Consider the following 16,351-nt stretch of genomic DNA (forward strand, 5'->3'; position numbering starts at 1 on the left):
AGCCGCAAGATGTATGGAGTGAAGCGGGGAAAATAGCAAAGGACGTACTGCCAACAGTACTACCAGCATTAATTTCAATACTAGCAGCAGGACCAAACCAATTACAATTAGAAGGGGTTTGGAATAACACTCTGAAACCAAGTGGTGCTGCCGTTCCTGTTTTAACTTCACTGTTATCTAATAATTAGTAGTTCGATTACCAAGATTTTTAATATTGACTGTTTGGAGGTTGAAAGTTAAAATGCCAAACCCTTCTGAAAAAGGTAACATCGAACAATGGATTGTTTCTGAACCTAACAATGACCTTTGTGTGAAAAAAGAAGTAGTTAAGAATATAAAAGATTATATAGGGAAGAGAACTGATGCCCATGTTGTACGTAATATTGATTCTAGTACAATCGTGATTAGTGCGAACATAGAGATGGTAAAAGAATTACAGGACAATTATGGTGAATGTATTATTATTTCATTAGATGAATCAATAAGTCCGCTTAATCAATATTAGTAAGTTGTAAAAATAAAGGGAAAAGGAAGGTTTTAGAATGTCACAAACAAATATTAATATTGTGTCCGTAGAGAATGAGCGACGAAATTATTTAATTTCTACAAATCCAGTGGCAGGATTAAAAGCAATGTCTGTAGGGGAAGTTCATGAGATTTTAACGACGTTAGGGATTGAAGTTGTTCGTCGAATTAAAACTCTTGAAACTTTAGGGATATCAGATGATAAGAGTATCATTGTAGCAAAAATAGAGCCAGAGCGAGTGGAGCTTTTAAAGAAAACTATGCCTCCAGGAATGATAATAACGGAGGATCAAACACTTGACTATTCTCAAAAAGTTATATTTCCAAGTATTAAAACTTTATCAGCGACAACCGAAGTTTATACAAAAAAGTTTCAATTTCAAATTTTAGGTGAAGATGATAATCCGCTTGAGAACGCTTCGGTTCAAATAGCGGGTGATGCATTTCCAATCGAGGGAACAACTAATGCAAAAGGTGAAGTTGAGATTGAAATCAAAATGCTAAGTGACAGACTCCCACGTTATCTTAGGGTAGCATTTCCAAATAATTATTGGGATGTTTTTCTTAAAAACCCAAATTTATCTGATGGTGTTAATCAAATAAGGATGCGTTCATTATCTGAAACATTTAAGGGGTTTCCTAAAGATTTTAATTTTGGATGGGGACAACGTTTAATGGGGTTGGATCAACTCTCGAGAGAAAAGAGAAGTGGTGCCGGGGTTAAAATTGCTATCATAGATAGTGGCTGCGATACTAAACATCCTTTGTTAAAACATATCAAATTTGGTCAGGATTTTACTGGGAATCCTGATGTTAATTCATGGAATACAGATTTAATTGGCCATGGGACGCACTGTGCGGGTATAATTGCTGCTTCTAGTACTGAGAATATGTCGTTAAATGGTTTTGCTCCTGACGCTGAAGTTCATATATTAAGAATATTTCCAGGTGGAGAATATAGTAGTCTAATTGAAGCTCTTAATTATTGTATTGAGCATAAAATTGATGTAGTTAATATGAGCTTAGGTGGAGATTCAAAAATAAATCCTATTGTAGAGCAGAAACTTGAATTAGCTGTTAATAATGGTGTAGCTTGCATTACAGCTGCGGGTAATGCTGGTGGTGCTGTGTTTTATCCTGCTTCATCACCTAATACGCTTGCAGTAGCGGCTGTCGGAAGTTCAAAAGAGTTGCAATTCAATACTTGGGATGCGACAACAATGCAAACGGGTCTTGTAGCAGCTGATGGAATCTTTTTGCCCAGCTTTACATGTTTCGGACCAGAGGTAGGTGTTTGTGCACCTGGAGTAGGAATTATATCAACAGCTCCTGGTGGATTCTTTAAACCAGATTCAGGAACTTCTATGGCTGCTCCACATATTTCTGGGCTGGCAGCAATTCTGCTTGCACATCATCCAATATTTCAAACTCAATATCGAGAGAGAGGTAGAGAACGGGTACAAGCTCTCTTTAACTTGATTCGGTCCCATTGTGTTCTTCACTCTTTCCAGAGCTGAAAATTTTAATAATATATAAGTATCAGTAAACGGGTTTTATAATTTGGGGAAATTTTGTTGTTATATCTTTTTAAGTACAATTAAATAAAAAGGGCACTCATTAGAGTGTCTTTTTTATTTAATTGAGAAGTAGAAAAAACATTCAAAATTAGATAATTGGGTATAGAGTTAAAACGAAAAAATTTATCAACTTATATTATTTTGAATCAGGATAATGATTTTAATATAAAATCTCAATAGATATTTATTAACTTTACATCTCTAAAAGCATCATTGAATCTTTGCAATCACTATAGTTACATATAAACCAGTTATCAAATGCAATAATGCATATTTTTAAGTGTCAAAAAACTGGACGTATATTAATATTTTTAACTTTCTCAAGTATTTTCAGAATATGAGAGAATAGATGTTTGGGTTATTTGTGATAGAATATTCTCAATAATATAATTTGACGGAACGAAAAAGACCCATAGCGTGTGTAATTGTGCTGGGAACACATTTACACCGTTTGCCCTAATTGTAGTAGGGAAAACATTTGCCATGAGCCTTTCAGTTACGAATATACGTAACATATACGGCCAGTATAACACAGCTTTTAGATGTAATTCATCATTAAGGTGCGTTTTCATGATAGGGAAGTGTGTCTTGTTCCAATAAGGGGGACAAAACATGTGGAAAGCTCTAAATCAAATTGAAAAAGAGTTATGTGCAGCTGGAATAAGGAAAAATAAACTAGCAAATTATTGGGGAGTTAAGCCAAGTACTGTTACAAAAATTTTTAAAGGTAACACAGACATGAGTTTTGGCTTTCTTTCCAAAACAGTCATCCTATTAAACAAAGGCATACAGGTTCAAGAAAACCTATTAACGGATTATGTATATATAACGAAACCAAAATCAGAAAACTTACGTGAGGCAATGGAAGATTTGGCTTTAAGAGGAAAGTTTAATCTATTAATTAATATTATAAATAGTGAATCACAATCAAAGGTAGCAGAAAATAGAGAATTCGCTAATGTGTATCGAATTATATATAAACGATATATAGGTGAAATTGATGCTGCACAGTACCATAAGGCATTAAGCTTGGAAAGTAAATCAATAAGAACATCAGAGATGGAAGTGTTAATTGAAATTTTATTATGTCAAGCGCAATATCAATCGGGTAACTTTACTTCTTTAATTGAACGATTAAAATCTCTTGAAATAAAAATAAATAAAATAAGTAATAGGTACATTCGAGAATGTTATAAATTACGATATAAAGAAGCAATTGCCGTTACTTCGTTGCAGGGGGGGGAAGTCATTGAAGCAAGGCATGTTTGTATGGAACTATTAGATGATCTTGAATGGGATAACTTTTTTTCTTTTCCAAAAGTAAATGCATATTTAAAGTTAGGTGAATCGTATATTTTTTCAGCGAATGAATATGAGAGGTCAAGATATTATTTGGAAAAGACTCTAGAAGTGATAGGAGATAGTAAGACTAATGGAATTGAGAAAAAAAGAAAAATGGTGCAATATACATTATCATTTCTAAAGATTCATCATGATAAAGAAATTAATAGCTTAGATGTTGTTCATTCGGGTGAACTAGCATATTTAAAGATTAAACAAGGTAACAGAATGGAAGCGAGAAAACTATTGAATCAATTAAAAGAGAAGAATGGAAGTTTAACAGACATACAGACTGCATATTTAGCTTTAACATATGAAGGTACTAAAAAAGAAGAGTTAATGAAACGTTCTCTTTTGATGTGTCAAAAGTCAGGGAATATATTTTATTCGAATTTACCAAAAATACACTTGGGTTTAATTTGAATAATTGGTATAATTGTCTTCGGAAAGAGGTGAAATAATGAAAAAAATAATTATAATTATTCCTGCACTATTAATAGCTGCTACCTTATTCATTAACACTGATTCTATAAAAGAAAAACCTAGTACAAATGATTCAAAACCTACAGTTCAACACATGATGGTTGACCCTGGTGGCGGTTGGTAAAATACATAATAAAAGTTTATATATATTACAAATGACATCGTCTTAATTGACGATGTCATTTGTAGTTTTAGGAGAAATTTCTTTTTTTGCTGAAAGAAGAAAAAAGAAATTTTTGTAAAAAAAATACAAAAACACAAAGAGGGAGATAGAAGAAGATGAAGAACAAAGAAGGGGAAGTTAATCTAATTAAACAAGCTTTATTACTTTTGCAAGAAGAGGATGATCCGAAAGAGACGTTATTTTCTATCTGTTTGAGTGAACCCAAAAAAGAAAAAGTTATGTAAAAAAGACTATCTAACTTTGAACTGAACCCAAAAAATTAGACAAATATATTAAGCAGCTACTATGGATTGAACTCTGTATTGCACAGGGGACAATCCTTCTAGATATCGTGTTACTGCTTGTATTTTATCTTTTGAAGAAAATTTAGCCATAAAAAATGCACCTCCAATTGTTAATTATGTGTCTAACAATTGGGGTGCACTTCACTTTTGGATAGTCTTTTTACACTACATATTTCTTTTAGATTTCTCGTAGTTCACAAACATCTCTAATTGTTCTAATGCTTTTTTTCGTTGTTCTTCGGGTAAGTCATTAATGATTTGAAGAATTTCATGTGCTTCTTTTGTTAGCTGTAAATCTTGGCCCGCTGTTAAATCTGGTGAATCAGATAAACCTAACAAATAATCTGTTGTTACTTTTAAATAATTTGCTATCTTCTGAAGTGTACGTGTACCGGGTGCTTTTTTTCCCTCAACATAATTATAAACAGAAACATGACTAACACCAATTGCATCAGCTAACTGTTGTTGGGTGATGCTCTTCTTTTCAATTAATGATTTCAACCTCTCATGACTAAACATAATAAAAAACACCCCAAGTTTATTTTATATGAAATTATTTTTTAAAATTACAATTATGGTGTCACACTGTCATTATATATTAACTATCAGTTAAGTGGAAAGGTAATTTTTTTAAAAAAGTTTTGGGAAACGCTTGAACTTAACTAAAGGTTAAGTTATTATGTAAATAACAACAAAAACGGAAGAGAGGAGTTGTTTATGAAAACTCTAAAACAGCTACGTGTAGAACAGGGATATACATGTAGGGAAGTAGCTGAAGCCGTGGGTATTACTGAAGTTTATTATTGGTATATAGAAAACGGGAAGCGTCGACCTTATTATGACTTAATTGTGAAAATTGCTGATTTTTTTAAAGTGAAACTAGATGCAATTAAAATTTTTTGTCCATAACTTAACTTAAAGTTAAGTTATGGTTGGTTAAGTAAATTAGAAAGGAGCAAAACAAAATGGGATTAGATCAAATCATTAAAGAGTCAATTCGCGAAGTTGTTCGCGAAGAAATTCAAGCAGCTTTAGCTTCATTCCAACAACAATCACAACCAAACAAGGTAATGCGAGTGAAGGAAGCAGCAGCTTTCTTAAACATAGCGGTTTGTAGGATGTATGAATTAGCAAATCATCCTAAGTTTCCAGTAATACGAGAAGGGCGTAAACTACTTTTTCTACAAAAGGATTTGGAAGCATGGCTTGAAGCGAAAAAGGAGGTGATTTAGTGGTGGATACAACATCAGTAGCTATATTTGGAATGTTAATCGCATGCGGTTCATGTTTGTTTTATATTACTTACAAACCAATAAAAGCATGGGCTTGGAGTGATATAAAACAAAATAAAAAGACCCATGGCAGTGGGTCCATTTCAAAAAACATGTTGTTATAAGTATACCACGGAAAGTAGGGATATAGTACATGGATTTAATTGAATATCAAGTGCTATTACCTAATAAGTTCTGGGATTTAGCGAAAAGCAAAGATGAATTAAAGCGAATGATTGAACAGTATTTTGCAGTTGGTTATCCGCATTATGAAATTCAACGAATTATCAAAAGTGGACAAGCATATGTAGCAGTTTGTACGAGGAGGTAAATATTTATGACAAACATAGTAACTGAAATTGGTGGATTAAATTTCAAAGGTAATGTGGTAGATCATGAATGGTTTAATTACATCACTTTTAGTAATGGTAAGCCTCACATTGTAGCAATTATGGTATTAAGTGAAATTGTTTATTGGTATCGTCCTACAGTTATTCGAGATGAATATACTGGCAAGGTTACTTATAAGAAAAAATTCAAGTCAGATAAATTACAAAAGAGTTATCAGCAATTAGCAGAAACGTTTGGATTTTCAAAACTTCAAGTGAAGCGAGCTTGTGACTTATTGGTGGATATGAGCTTAATTGAAATTGAATTTAGAACAATTATTGTAAATGAAATAACGTTAAACAATGTAATGTTCGTTGAGCCTAAAGTAAATGAAATAAAAAGTATATCAAGTATGTATCAAGAAGTTGAAGAGAACCCTGTTGACTTTGAAGTAAAGAGGGTAGTTACTTCAAAGTCGGGTACCTCTTCACATAAAAGTAAAGAAGCACCTAACTTTAAAGTAAAGACAAATACAGAGATTACTACAAAGAATACTACAGAGAATGTAAGTAGTAGTAGTAGCATCTTCTCTTTCTATGAAAATAATTTTGGTATTTTAAATTCATTCATAGCCGAAAGTATTTCACAATGGGTAAACGATACAAGCGAAGAACTTGTACAAGCAGCTATGGAACGTGCTTTGAAACAGCAAAAAAAATGGAATTATGCTGAGGGCATTTTAAAACAGTGGGTTAATAAAAACATACTTACTTTAGCTGATGTTAATGCAGCAGAAATAGAGTTTAAAAACAAAGGTAAAAAAGGAGAGAAAAACAATGCAAGCGTTAGGAAAAACAGTAGCTTCATCGAAAAATACGATTTTGAGTAAATTCGCTCAAAGTTATGTGTTGTCTCCTAATAGATGTACAAATGTTTTCTTGGTTGGAAAAGACAAATTTAAAGACGTTTGTAATAAACGCTTACTTATAGATACAAAAACAAATGAAGAGTTTTGCCCGCAATGTAGATTGGTAGAGCAAGAGGACCAACAACTTGCAAAAGAAACATTGGCTATTAAGAAGAAAAACGAAATTATTAATTTATACGATTCGTTTTCGGATAACAGCCTTATAAACCCTAAGTTAAAAAAAGCAACATTTGATAGTTACGTACCACCTACACCGGAATTAGCAAATGCAAAAGAAGTAATGATGGATTTTGCTAGAAACTTTGATCCTAAAAAATCAGAAAGCATTGTAATCACAGGTAACTACAGAGTCGGAAAAAGCCATTTATGTGTAGCAGCTACAAAAGAAATTATGAGAAAAGGCTACAGCGCAATGTTTATAGAAATGAACGCACTTTTTACAAAAATCACATCTACATGGAATAAAAATAGCGAATTAACAGAGGACAAGCTAATGTCTATTCTAGCAAATGTGGATGTACTCGTATTAGATGACTTTGGAGCCGAGTTCACGGAAAAAGATGCTGAGGGAGTTACTTGGAAGAAAACGAAAACAAAGGACATTCTCGAACGCAGGTTAGGTAGAACAAACTTAATTACAACGAATTTTGGAGTTATGGAATTAGCTGGAATGTATGGAGAACGTGAGTTTAGTCGGATTATGGAAGATACTCAAGTCTTGAAGATGTACGGTGAAAATTACAGTTTGCGAAACTTCAAAAAGGAGGAATAAGCATGTGTACATTATGTCATGATACAGGAATTATTCGTAAAGAAATTTATCCAGGTGTAACTCTAACGGAAGGTTGTAGCTGTGAAGTAGCAAAGCAACAACAAGAGGAAAACCAAAAGCGCTGGGAAGCATGGTTAATAAAATTCGAGCTAATGAAACAAGAGTTACAACGTAATCAACATCAAAAAGTTAGCTAACAAGAAAAAAGGAGGATTTCAGTCGTATGAAGCTTGCGAAAATTGAAATTGATGTTACGGATAATAAAATTTATGTAGTTAAAAATGGAGAGGTTACTCCGCTGAATCCTCCAGCAACAGGATTCGGAGAACAAGTAATTACTTGGCAAGGCGGAAAAGTTGATCGTGTATCAACTACAATCACAGAAAAAATCAAATAACTGGGGATGCGATTATGAAGCAATTAACAATTGATGATGTTATAGGCAGTTTTAACTATAACGCGATAAGTACCAGTGAAAAGTTTTTGAATCCAAGCTATGAAGTGCATTTCTACGATAAAGAGGAACGGCAAAAGGTGGATTGCTTTGATGCTAGGAGTGAAGCTGAAGCTTGGAATGCAACGTTAGAAGAGCATGGTAAAGGTATTCGGAAGATTATGGTAATTCATTCGAAGCGTAACAGAGCTGAATTTTTGGCACTAGATTAGGAGGTGAAACAAATGACCTTAAATCGGTGGTTAACGAATGAAGAGTATGAGGTAGCTAAATCTAATGGTATTAGTAGAAGAGCTCTTTACATGAGAGTTTACACATATGGATGGGAATTACAAGAAGCATTAACAATACCGCCAAGAGCATACTGGCATATTGGCGAAGGGAAATTCAACAAGTTATTAAAAGTAGCGAAAGAAAACGGAATTATTCCTAGTACGTTTTATGGGAGAGTCAATAGTGGATGGGATCCACAAGATGCAGCGACTATTCCTGTTCGTAAACAAAATGATAGAAAAGATTGGGCTAAGATAGCTGAAGAGAATGGGATTAGTGCTAGTACTTTTAGATCAAGAGTAGCAACTTACGGATGGGATCCAAAGAAAGCAGCTACAACACCAGCTAGGAATAAAAAAGCAAAGAAAAATATTAGTTAAAGGGAGCAGATGGAAATGCAGGCAATAGAAAACGGTGTATATGCAACAACTAAATTAGTTAGTGAATCAAAGGGAGGACAAGCTGTAATGAATATCAATCAAATTTGTGAATTAGATCAATACCAAGAAGCGACATTACGTACATGGAATGCAAATAATGATTTCGGTGGGCGTGTTTTAAATGCAGCATTAGGGCTTACGGGAGAAGCTGGTGAAGTTGTTGATATTGTAAAAAAAGCTATTTTTCATGGTCATGGATTTGATCCGGCTCATTGTCCAGGAGAAGAAGAAGGGAACACACATAAAATCGCTTTAGAGTTAGGAGACATCTTGTACTACATTTCAATCATGTCTCACGAAATGGGATACACCCTAGAAGATATCGCTCAAATGAATATATCTAAATTAGCAACAAGATACCCAGACGGATTTAGTCGAGAAGCTAGTCAAAAACGTGTAGATGTGAAGTAAGACCAAATTTGAGTTTTGTATGAAAATGGGGTGAAAAAGTGCCTGAATATGTAATCTACCTTTCAAGTGAAATAAGACCGAAAGAAGCAACTAACTCATACGGCTATTGGAAAGGGAAAACATATACATTGCAAGGAGATATATTTCCAGTGACGTGGGATGTAGTTGAGAGTGATGTAAAAAGATATAAGTCGAAGAAACGAGCGGAAAACATGGCTGAAAAGTTAGCCAATAGATGTACCTTTGTATTGTCTTGGGTCGTAGAGGAAATTTGAACAAAAGCGTTATTTGCATAGAAAATGGCAAGTAATTGACTAAGTTACCTGCCGAGTGCCTAAACAATCCGGAGGGGAAGGCTCCGTTTTGAAAGAGTGTAACTGACTTGAGGATAGTATGTGTAATGTAAAAAAAGATTATTCGTAAAGGGGAATGGGAAATGGATAAGCAAAAACGAATTGAAATCGTGAATTCACTCATTAAGTATCTTGCAGATCATGAGAGAGAGTTCTTTCGTTACAAGGATAGAACAGCGTGTTTTGAGCAGGATGGTAGAAATCTATGGTTTATTGATCACGGCACGAATATTCCGATGCGTATGACAAGAAGTTCTTACATGAATAAGAAACAAGAACATAATTTCTCTGGTGGCGGAACAATGTGGGGGTTAATCAGAGATTTTACAGACTTTATATTCGGTCACGATAATTCGAACGGTAAAAATGGTTACGGTGGATTGTACTGTACTCATTGGGGTTGGTCAGAAGAGGGAATGAAAAAGATGCGTGAATATGCAAGGGAAATCGGATATTTAAAAGTTTCATAAAATAGTTATTTTATAACGAATAAAGGAAAGAACCCCTTTGTGATAAAAGGATTCTTTCCTCAAGGTCTGCAAGAAATTCAAGGTAACTGGACCAGAGAAACCAGTGAATTTCTTTATAATAATACTGTATGCAACGGAATCAATAAGGTTAATGAATTTCAAACAAAATCCTTATTTTAAAGCTAAAGAGCGCCTTGTAGAGCGCACCTTATGCCTAATTATAAATGCATGTGTTCGATCTTAGATTTCTTGATTGGAGGAATAAAATACCCTTAAACAAAGTTTAGATAGACAATATAGCCCATAATTACAATATAAAACACCGCACAAAAGAAGATTAAAATGTATTCTAATGTTTCGTTCATATTAGTACCGTCCTAAAAGAGGATTATTTGGATTTTAATATGGTATGTAAAAAAGGTGCATTTATACAAAGGAAGGGTAGCCAGCAAAAGTAAAACAAAATATTTATTTGGGAGAAAGTGAGGGGAAACATGAGAGCAGAAGTTAAATGGTTTGCTGAACAGATGGAAAGCAAATTACAGGAAAACGACCATAAAGGCGGTCGGAAAGATTGTGACTGCTATTGCCTTCTCAATAGGGCAAAAGAAGAATGTCTAGAGTTATTACATGAACTTGATGTCTATAGAGATTTAGGTGGTAACAAGGAAAAAAATTATTAAAGAATGCTCAGATGTTGCTAATTTTGTAATGATGATTGCGGATAAGGTAAGTGAAAACTAAACAAAAACGCTATTTGGTTGGAGATGAAAAATACCATAGGTACCCTACAAACAATAAGGATGCAACTAAAAGTATAAATAAAAAATGTTTAAGAATTTTGAGTGACGTTTTCAATGTTTAACTCCTGTTTTTTTGGCTATTTTATATGTTTAAGTAAATTTTTATACAACTAAACAAAAACTTCATTTTATAAAAAAAGAAGCGCTTGACTATGGCGCTCCTCTTACTGCCAATACATAATACCTATCCCATTTCAATGTATATGCGGTAGATATTTAATAATTACTTTTATAATAAAAATTTCATTTTGTATTAGTTTAAAAACCAAAAAGAGCACTTCATAAAAGTGCTCCCGTGACGAGTTTCATTTTCAAATAGAAAGGAATACACCATATTATACGAAGTTTGTCTGAAATGCGCTTGTGTTAATTAATTAGTATTTGAAAAAAGAGCAGCTAGCAAAAGCTAACTGCTCTCCTAACAGAAAAGATAAGAAGGAAGTTTAATAATTAAGTGTATTTATAGTATGGACAATAGTTAGGAATTTATTCAAGGAGGAATGGATTTGAAAAGATATCGTGTTGAATTTACTGAAACTAAATCTTATGAGGCGTTTGTGGAAGCACCTGATGCGGACAAAGCGATTGATAAAGTTCGTAATGGTCTTGTAGAGGAAGAAGAACTAATTGAAAAAGATGTAATTGTTGATGGGATGTACTTACAGAATAAGAGCAGCTAGCAAAAGCTAACTGCTCTTCTCTCGACCAAGAGAGCTAGAGTGGGGAAAAATTAAAACTGACTTTTTAAAGTCTTATATAGTATCGGAAAAACATAGAATTTTATTCTTGTAAAACATAAAAAGAGCGGCTAACCAAAGTTAGCCACTAAGCCTTCGGGTATGAAGGAAAATCAGAAACTGTATTTACATTATTAACGAAATATTGAGTTTTATTCAGGGGGTAGAGGGAAATGAGAGAAAAGGCAGAGTCGAAAATGGTACCAATGGCTTCTTATGGATGGAATAAAGAAAAACAATATGTAGAGTTACATTTGTACATCAATGAAGATATATATGTAATGCCAGTGTATGAGAAGGATATAAAAGGTATGGAGACTTGGTTTCGGTTAAAGAACCACAACTTAATAAAATAATCCTTTTAAAGTGAAAGTAAACTGAATATAGTCCGGCTAGAAAACTAGAGGACACCAATTTTTAGAGCAGCAATAAAGCTGTTTTAAGAAATGGTGTCCTCTTTATTTTTGAAAGGGGATATGAGGAATGAAGGTATTAAAAGATCAATTACGTGAATGGAAAAAACAATCAAAACAAGCTAAGAAGAAAAATAAGAAAAAACGAAAAGAAAAATTAAGCACTCGTGAGATTGAGGATCTAATGGGGATGCATAGACCTTGTTATGAGCGTAGGCGTGGAGCATTAAGACAAAAGTAATAAAAAATAAAAAGGAGTGGTCTTACATGACTATACAATTATCTTTCTTACCAAAAATCGATAGAGCAGCAACGCAGAAAAAATTAGAAGGTGTTCTTGAAAATGTACGTTTATATAGACAGTTTGGAATGATGCGTGAAGAAATGAAAGTCACTCCTTCTTATGAAATTAGATATCACGGACCTACAAATGATGTAGGAAAGCCATTAGAAGATGTAGCGATGGCTAATATACAACAAAGTGAACGAGAAGAGTGGATTAAGAAAATGTCATTTCGTATCGATCAGTTTTTAAATCGTTTAGGTAATAGCAATGCCGGAAGAATTCAAAGAGATATTATTAGTAAACGTTATTTAGAAGAAGAGGATGTATGCGATTATATGATTTATAACGAAATTGGAATGACTGAACGTACATATCGCCGTTGGAAGTCCAGGGCGTTTTATAATTTAGCTTTTGCTCTTAGATTGGAAGTTTACGAGACAGAAGAAACTGGAGGGATTGAATAATGAATTTTGTCCAGCCAATACGTGATCCAGATCAAATACAACAAATTAAAGAGTATTTAAGAGAAAAGAACGAACGGAATTATATCTTGTTTGTAATGGGAATTAATACAGGTCTACGTATTAGTGACATTCTAAAACTGAAGATTGGAGATTTAAAAGGAAGTCATATCTCAATGCGTGAAATGAAGACAGGTAAGCAGAAACGAATTCAGATTACTGCAGCATTAAGAAGAGAATTGAAATGGTATATCGAAGAGATGGAAGATCATGAATATCTAATCAAGAGCAGACAAGGAAAGAATCGACCAATTGGAAGAAGTATGGCATATAAAATACTTAGTGGTACAGCAGCTGAGTTTGGATTAAATGAGATTGGAACGCATACATTACGAAAGACATTCGGATATCATATGTACATGCAGACAAAGAATATCGCCTTGCTAATGGAAATATTCAATCATTCAAGCGAACGGGTAACATTAAGGTATATAGGGGTAAACCAAGATGCAATGGATAAAGCAATGACTAGGTTTAAAATCTAATCATTGCTTTTTTCTTCTTAAATCTAGAGGTATCGCCAGCATTTTTGAAAACCCCCACGCTAAGAGCATACAAAAATTTATACAGTTTTTGGCTAATTCAGTAACAAACGAGAACCCGAAAACCTGCGCTAGGATAGGGATGTATAAAATAATGCATAAATCTGTAGAACAAAAAGAGGAGATTTACTTGTCAGATTATGGGCCCACTTTTCTTTGCTATCGATAATGAGACGTTATGTTAGCCTAACATGAATATAATATAAAAAAGGAATTTATAAGATTTGACGAGAATAAAATTGTATTAAAAGGATATTGGAGGTTTTTTATGAAACTAGTAGGACAGCAAATATATCTGCGACTTTACAAAATTTCTGACGCGAGCGAGTTAGCTAACTTACATACTAGAAATCGCGAATTTTTTCAACGAGTTTGTCCATTACTCCCAGAAGTCTTTTATACAGAAGAACATCAAAAAATACGCATTGGACGAACATTAAAAAAGAAAGATGAAGATCAAGTTTACGCTTTTGGAATCTTTTTAAAAGCAACTGATAAACTTATCGGAGACATTTCATTAACTCAAATTGCTAGAGATCCCGTCCAAAGCTGTTATACGGGATTTATCTTAGATAGGGAGCATAATTCAAGGGGCTATACAACAGAGGCTCTTCAACTTGTTGTAGACTTTGCATTTAGAGAATTAAAACTACATAGAATTGAAGCAGGGGCTATGCCTAGCAATATAGCATCTATTCGTGTATTAGAAAAAGTAGGATTTAAAAAAGAAGGTATAGCTAAAGAAAATGTAAAGATTAATGGCAAGTGGACAGATCATCAAATATTAGCTATCATCAACAGCCTGAATGTATAAGCAAATTTTACTTTCAATAATGAGACGTTATGTCAACCTAACATGTATAGGATATACACTGTTCCTTATTCAACTAAATGGCAGGTTAGTTGAAGTGTATTTTGGTTAATATAGGAATTTTTGGATGCCCCCTAGAATATAAAAAATATAGATTGTATTATAGGAGGTATATAATGAAACAAAACATTTATGATAATCCGTTTTTCTTTAAAAATTATAAATTATTACGTGAAAATGGATTTACCTTTAATGATTTTGTTGAACAGCCAGCAATTAAATCTATAATTGCTAATCTTACAGATAAGTCTGTATTAGATTTGGGATGTGGAACTGGTCATTTTTCTATGTACTGTGTAGAAAATGGTGCCTCAAAAGTTATAGGAGTGGACATCTCAAGAAATATGATTGAACAAGCTGAAATGTATAACAAAAACGAAAAAATAGATTATATGTGTGTACCAATAGAAGAACTTAATTTGCCAAATCAAAAATTCGACTTAATAACAAGTTCTTTAGTTATACATTACATAGAAGATTACTCACATCTAATTAAGAAAATAAGAGATCTGTTAAAAAATGATGGTGAATTTATCTTTTCAACAGAACATCCAATAGTAACAGCTCGAAAGGAAATGAATAATTGGTTTAAGGATAATAATGGAAACAGATTGCATTGGGCATTAGATAATTACCAGGAAGAAGGAAAAAGGGAGGAACATTGGTGGATAGATGGTGTTGTTAAATATCACAGAACAATTTCAACATTAATTAATACTCTTATAGACAACGGTTTTGTAATTGAAAAAATTATTGAGCCAGAGTCAACTCCAACAGGATTAGAAAAAATGCCAGAATTAATAAATGAAAAACGGAGACCATCTTCTATTATCATTAAATCAAGAAAATATTGAGATTAAACCCTCGTTGATTAACTTCCGCTAACGATAATTATGTAAATAAGCTGTCCACATGGGCAGCTTATTTTATTTTTCCGCATAGCGTAGGTTATTTTGCAAAATGCTGGTGGTATCTCTATACAGTTACTCATAATTTTCGTACTGTGTAACTCAAAAGAGAAAGTTAAATGAAATCAATGATACCAAGGGATTCAGCGAAGGGGGCAGTTACACACAATATAAGATATGGGTAAGTGGATGCAAAAATTACATCCTAACTTATTTGAATGATAGAATGTTAAAGAAAGGGGTGTGAATAATGAGAGAAAGTGATGAAGAATATAAGCGCAATAAGATAAAAGAAAGGTTAAGAGAAGAAGTAAGAAAAGAGGTGCAAAAAGGAACTCAGCTAACCAAGAGTATACAAGCTATTATTGATATACAGAAAAGTACTATGGATCTTATAAGAGCGATACATCCACCTGTTATAGACATACATGATAGTTTTATAGAAAACATGAGTGTTTTTTCAGAGATGAATGAGCATATAGCAGGGCTAATGAACATCATTGATTGGGAATCAATTAGTGATACAGCAGCAGAGCGAATAAAGGAAATTGATATGTTATTGAAAGAACATGAAGAGAATTTTTGGTGTCTAGATTTTGAAATTCTCAATGTAGTTGAAGAGGATGAGATGAATCAAGAACATATATCAGAATATGTTAGTAAAAATCTTGATTCATACGTAGAAGAGATAGTCAAAGATCCTATGTACGAACTTCATGCAACTCTAATACAAGAGACTTATGAAGCATTTAAAGGAGGATATTATAAATTATGTGCTATGCCATTGTTTGCCGCATTTGAACATGTTCTTGCAACTTGGGGTGATGGTAACATAAATGCCGATATGGTATCAGTTAGACAAAAACCAATAATATTTAAGGTTACTAAAGCAATTAATCCTGAAAAATATAGCGAGATAGAAGAAGAACAATTTATTAAAGTTTTTTCACTCTCGGTAATTCGGATGTTACATAAAACGTTTGTTGGTGTTCCAAATGAATTATGTCAAGAACTTAATCGTAATTCAATAGCACATGGTTTCCATGATTACGATGCAATTACTAAGACAGATATATTAAAACTGTTTCAATTGCTCAAATCTACATTAGTAATAAAATACTTTGATACGAGTCTTGTTAGAAATTAAAATAGTGGCAGAGTCGTGACCGCTTTT

29 protein-coding genes are annotated in these 16,351 nt (G+C 33.3%); 28 read left to right on the forward strand and 1 reads right to left on the reverse strand.

The genetic code is table 11. The annotated features are described in order from the left end of the window. The 6 genes from JDS81_RS23335 to JDS81_RS30775 all read left to right on the forward strand — a co-directional run. Positions 1-188 (forward strand): hypothetical protein (locus JDS81_RS23335; protein ID WP_199688621.1); only part of this gene is annotated, 188 nt, incomplete at its 5' end. Positions 189-241: 53 nt separating this feature from the next. Next, complete coding sequence (locus JDS81_RS23340; protein WP_098657646.1) at positions 242-505, forward strand: hypothetical protein; 264 nt, start codon at positions 242-244, stop codon at positions 503-505. 37 nt (positions 506-542) lie between these two features. Then, positions 543-2,042: a S8 family peptidase gene (locus tag JDS81_RS23345; RefSeq protein WP_098657647.1), complete on the forward strand. Its 1,500-nt coding sequence runs from the start codon at positions 543-545 to the stop codon at positions 2,040-2,042. 672 nt (positions 2,043-2,714) lie between these two features. Then, complete coding sequence (locus JDS81_RS23350; protein ID WP_098657649.1) at positions 2,715-3,866, forward strand: AimR family lysis-lysogeny pheromone receptor; 1,152 nt, start codon at positions 2,715-2,717, stop codon at positions 3,864-3,866. Between the two features lie 37 nt (positions 3,867-3,903). Then, the gene (locus JDS81_RS23355; protein ID WP_098657650.1) at positions 3,904-4,050 is read left to right on the forward strand and encodes a complement C1q protein; all 147 of its coding nucleotides are present in this window, start codon (positions 3,904-3,906) and stop codon (positions 4,048-4,050) included. Between the two features lie 155 nt (positions 4,051-4,205). After that, entirely contained in the window at positions 4,206-4,334 is a 129-nt protein-coding gene (locus JDS81_RS30775) for a hypothetical protein (RefSeq protein ID WP_255569976.1), read from the forward strand. 225 nt (positions 4,335-4,559) lie between these two features. Here JDS81_RS30775 and JDS81_RS23360 read toward each other — a convergent pair whose 3' ends face one another. After that, the gene (locus tag JDS81_RS23360) at positions 4,560-4,913 is read right to left on the reverse strand and encodes a helix-turn-helix domain-containing protein (RefSeq protein WP_098657651.1); all 354 of its coding nucleotides are present in this window, start codon (positions 4,911-4,913) and stop codon (positions 4,560-4,562) included. A 198-nt stretch (positions 4,914-5,111) separates the two neighbouring features. Here JDS81_RS23360 and JDS81_RS23365 point away from each other — a divergent pair, with 198 nt between their 5' ends. From JDS81_RS23365 to JDS81_RS23470, 22 genes are all read left to right on the forward strand, one after another. Next, on the forward strand, positions 5,112-5,303 hold the full coding sequence (locus JDS81_RS23365; RefSeq protein WP_016095530.1) for a helix-turn-helix domain-containing protein: 192 nt from the start codon (positions 5,112-5,114) through the stop codon (positions 5,301-5,303). A gap of 56 nt (positions 5,304-5,359) precedes the next feature. Then, complete coding sequence (locus JDS81_RS23370) at positions 5,360-5,626, forward strand: helix-turn-helix domain-containing protein (protein WP_098657652.1); 267 nt, start codon at positions 5,360-5,362, stop codon at positions 5,624-5,626. A gap of 2 nt (positions 5,627-5,628) precedes the next feature. Further along, positions 5,629-5,790, forward strand: coding sequence for a hypothetical protein (locus JDS81_RS23375; protein ID WP_180229339.1), 162 nt, complete (start codon positions 5,629-5,631; stop codon positions 5,788-5,790). Positions 5,791-5,819: 29 nt separating this feature from the next. Continuing rightward, complete coding sequence (locus tag JDS81_RS23380; protein ID WP_098657654.1) at positions 5,820-5,996, forward strand: hypothetical protein; 177 nt, start codon at positions 5,820-5,822, stop codon at positions 5,994-5,996. Positions 5,997-6,002: 6 nt separating this feature from the next. Further along, positions 6,003-6,884 carry a DnaD domain-containing protein gene (locus tag JDS81_RS23385; protein ID WP_098657655.1) on the forward strand — a complete coding sequence of 294 codons (882 nt, stop codon included), beginning with the start codon at positions 6,003-6,005 and terminating at the stop codon, positions 6,882-6,884. Continuing rightward, on the forward strand, positions 6,832-7,695 hold the full coding sequence (locus tag JDS81_RS23390; protein WP_098657656.1) for an ATP-binding protein: 864 nt from the start codon (positions 6,832-6,834) through the stop codon (positions 7,693-7,695). The genes JDS81_RS23385 and JDS81_RS23390 overlap by 53 nt, the downstream gene beginning before the upstream one ends. Positions 7,696-7,697: 2 nt before the next feature. Further along, positions 7,698-7,892, forward strand: a complete 195-nt coding sequence (locus JDS81_RS23395) for a hypothetical protein (protein ID WP_199688622.1) — start codon at positions 7,698-7,700, stop codon at positions 7,890-7,892. Between the two features lie 26 nt (positions 7,893-7,918). After that, positions 7,919-8,092 carry a DUF3954 domain-containing protein gene (locus JDS81_RS23400; protein ID WP_000761511.1) on the forward strand — a complete coding sequence of 58 codons (174 nt, stop codon included), beginning with the start codon at positions 7,919-7,921 and terminating at the stop codon, positions 8,090-8,092. 14 nt (positions 8,093-8,106) lie between these two features. Further along, on the forward strand, positions 8,107-8,361 hold the full coding sequence (locus JDS81_RS23405) for a hypothetical protein (protein ID WP_199688623.1): 255 nt from the start codon (positions 8,107-8,109) through the stop codon (positions 8,359-8,361). A gap of 12 nt (positions 8,362-8,373) precedes the next feature. Next, on the forward strand, positions 8,374-8,802 hold the full coding sequence (locus tag JDS81_RS23410; RefSeq protein ID WP_097880802.1) for a hypothetical protein: 429 nt from the start codon (positions 8,374-8,376) through the stop codon (positions 8,800-8,802). A 15-nt stretch (positions 8,803-8,817) separates the two neighbouring features. Beyond that, positions 8,818-9,273, forward strand: coding sequence for a nucleoside triphosphate pyrophosphohydrolase family protein (locus JDS81_RS23415; protein WP_098657659.1), 456 nt, complete (start codon positions 8,818-8,820; stop codon positions 9,271-9,273). A gap of 38 nt (positions 9,274-9,311) precedes the next feature. After that, the gene (locus JDS81_RS23420) at positions 9,312-9,548 is read left to right on the forward strand and encodes a hypothetical protein (protein ID WP_097859395.1); all 237 of its coding nucleotides are present in this window, start codon (positions 9,312-9,314) and stop codon (positions 9,546-9,548) included. Between the two features lie 161 nt (positions 9,549-9,709). Further along, on the forward strand, positions 9,710-10,096 hold the full coding sequence (locus JDS81_RS23425; RefSeq protein WP_098657660.1) for a hypothetical protein: 387 nt from the start codon (positions 9,710-9,712) through the stop codon (positions 10,094-10,096). Positions 10,097-10,590: 494 nt separating this feature from the next. Then, on the forward strand, positions 10,591-10,779 hold the full coding sequence (locus JDS81_RS23430) for a hypothetical protein (RefSeq protein ID WP_240523032.1): 189 nt from the start codon (positions 10,591-10,593) through the stop codon (positions 10,777-10,779). Between the two features lie 626 nt (positions 10,780-11,405). Beyond that, positions 11,406-11,579 carry a hypothetical protein gene (locus tag JDS81_RS23435; RefSeq protein ID WP_180229341.1) on the forward strand — a complete coding sequence of 58 codons (174 nt, stop codon included), beginning with the start codon at positions 11,406-11,408 and terminating at the stop codon, positions 11,577-11,579. A 230-nt stretch (positions 11,580-11,809) separates the two neighbouring features. Beyond that, on the forward strand, positions 11,810-11,992 hold the full coding sequence (locus JDS81_RS23440) for a hypothetical protein (protein WP_098657661.1): 183 nt from the start codon (positions 11,810-11,812) through the stop codon (positions 11,990-11,992). A gap of 127 nt (positions 11,993-12,119) precedes the next feature. After that, positions 12,120-12,290, forward strand: coding sequence for a hypothetical protein (locus tag JDS81_RS23445; protein ID WP_000866150.1), 171 nt, complete (start codon positions 12,120-12,122; stop codon positions 12,288-12,290). A 26-nt stretch (positions 12,291-12,316) separates the two neighbouring features. Beyond that, positions 12,317-12,799: an ArpU family phage packaging/lysis transcriptional regulator gene (locus JDS81_RS23450; RefSeq protein ID WP_000155187.1), complete on the forward strand. Its 483-nt coding sequence runs from the start codon at positions 12,317-12,319 to the stop codon at positions 12,797-12,799. Then, positions 12,799-13,341, forward strand: a complete 543-nt coding sequence (locus JDS81_RS23455; RefSeq protein WP_098657662.1) for a site-specific integrase — start codon at positions 12,799-12,801, stop codon at positions 13,339-13,341. The genes JDS81_RS23450 and JDS81_RS23455 overlap by 1 nt, the downstream gene beginning before the upstream one ends. A gap of 325 nt (positions 13,342-13,666) precedes the next feature. Next, complete coding sequence (locus JDS81_RS23460; protein ID WP_098657663.1) at positions 13,667-14,212, forward strand: GNAT family N-acetyltransferase; 546 nt, start codon at positions 13,667-13,669, stop codon at positions 14,210-14,212. 173 nt (positions 14,213-14,385) lie between these two features. Continuing rightward, on the forward strand, positions 14,386-15,123 hold the full coding sequence (locus JDS81_RS23465) for a class I SAM-dependent methyltransferase (protein WP_098657664.1): 738 nt from the start codon (positions 14,386-14,388) through the stop codon (positions 15,121-15,123). Positions 15,124-15,427: 304 nt separating this feature from the next. Further along, the gene (locus JDS81_RS23470; protein ID WP_098657665.1) at positions 15,428-16,324 is read left to right on the forward strand and encodes a hypothetical protein; all 897 of its coding nucleotides are present in this window, start codon (positions 15,428-15,430) and stop codon (positions 16,322-16,324) included. Positions 16,325-16,351 lie beyond the last annotated feature (27 nt).

The organism is Bacillus cereus group sp. N31 (assembly GCF_016483245.1).
GTDB lineage: Bacteria > Bacillota > Bacilli > Bacillales > Bacillaceae_G > Bacillus_A > Bacillus_A toyonensis.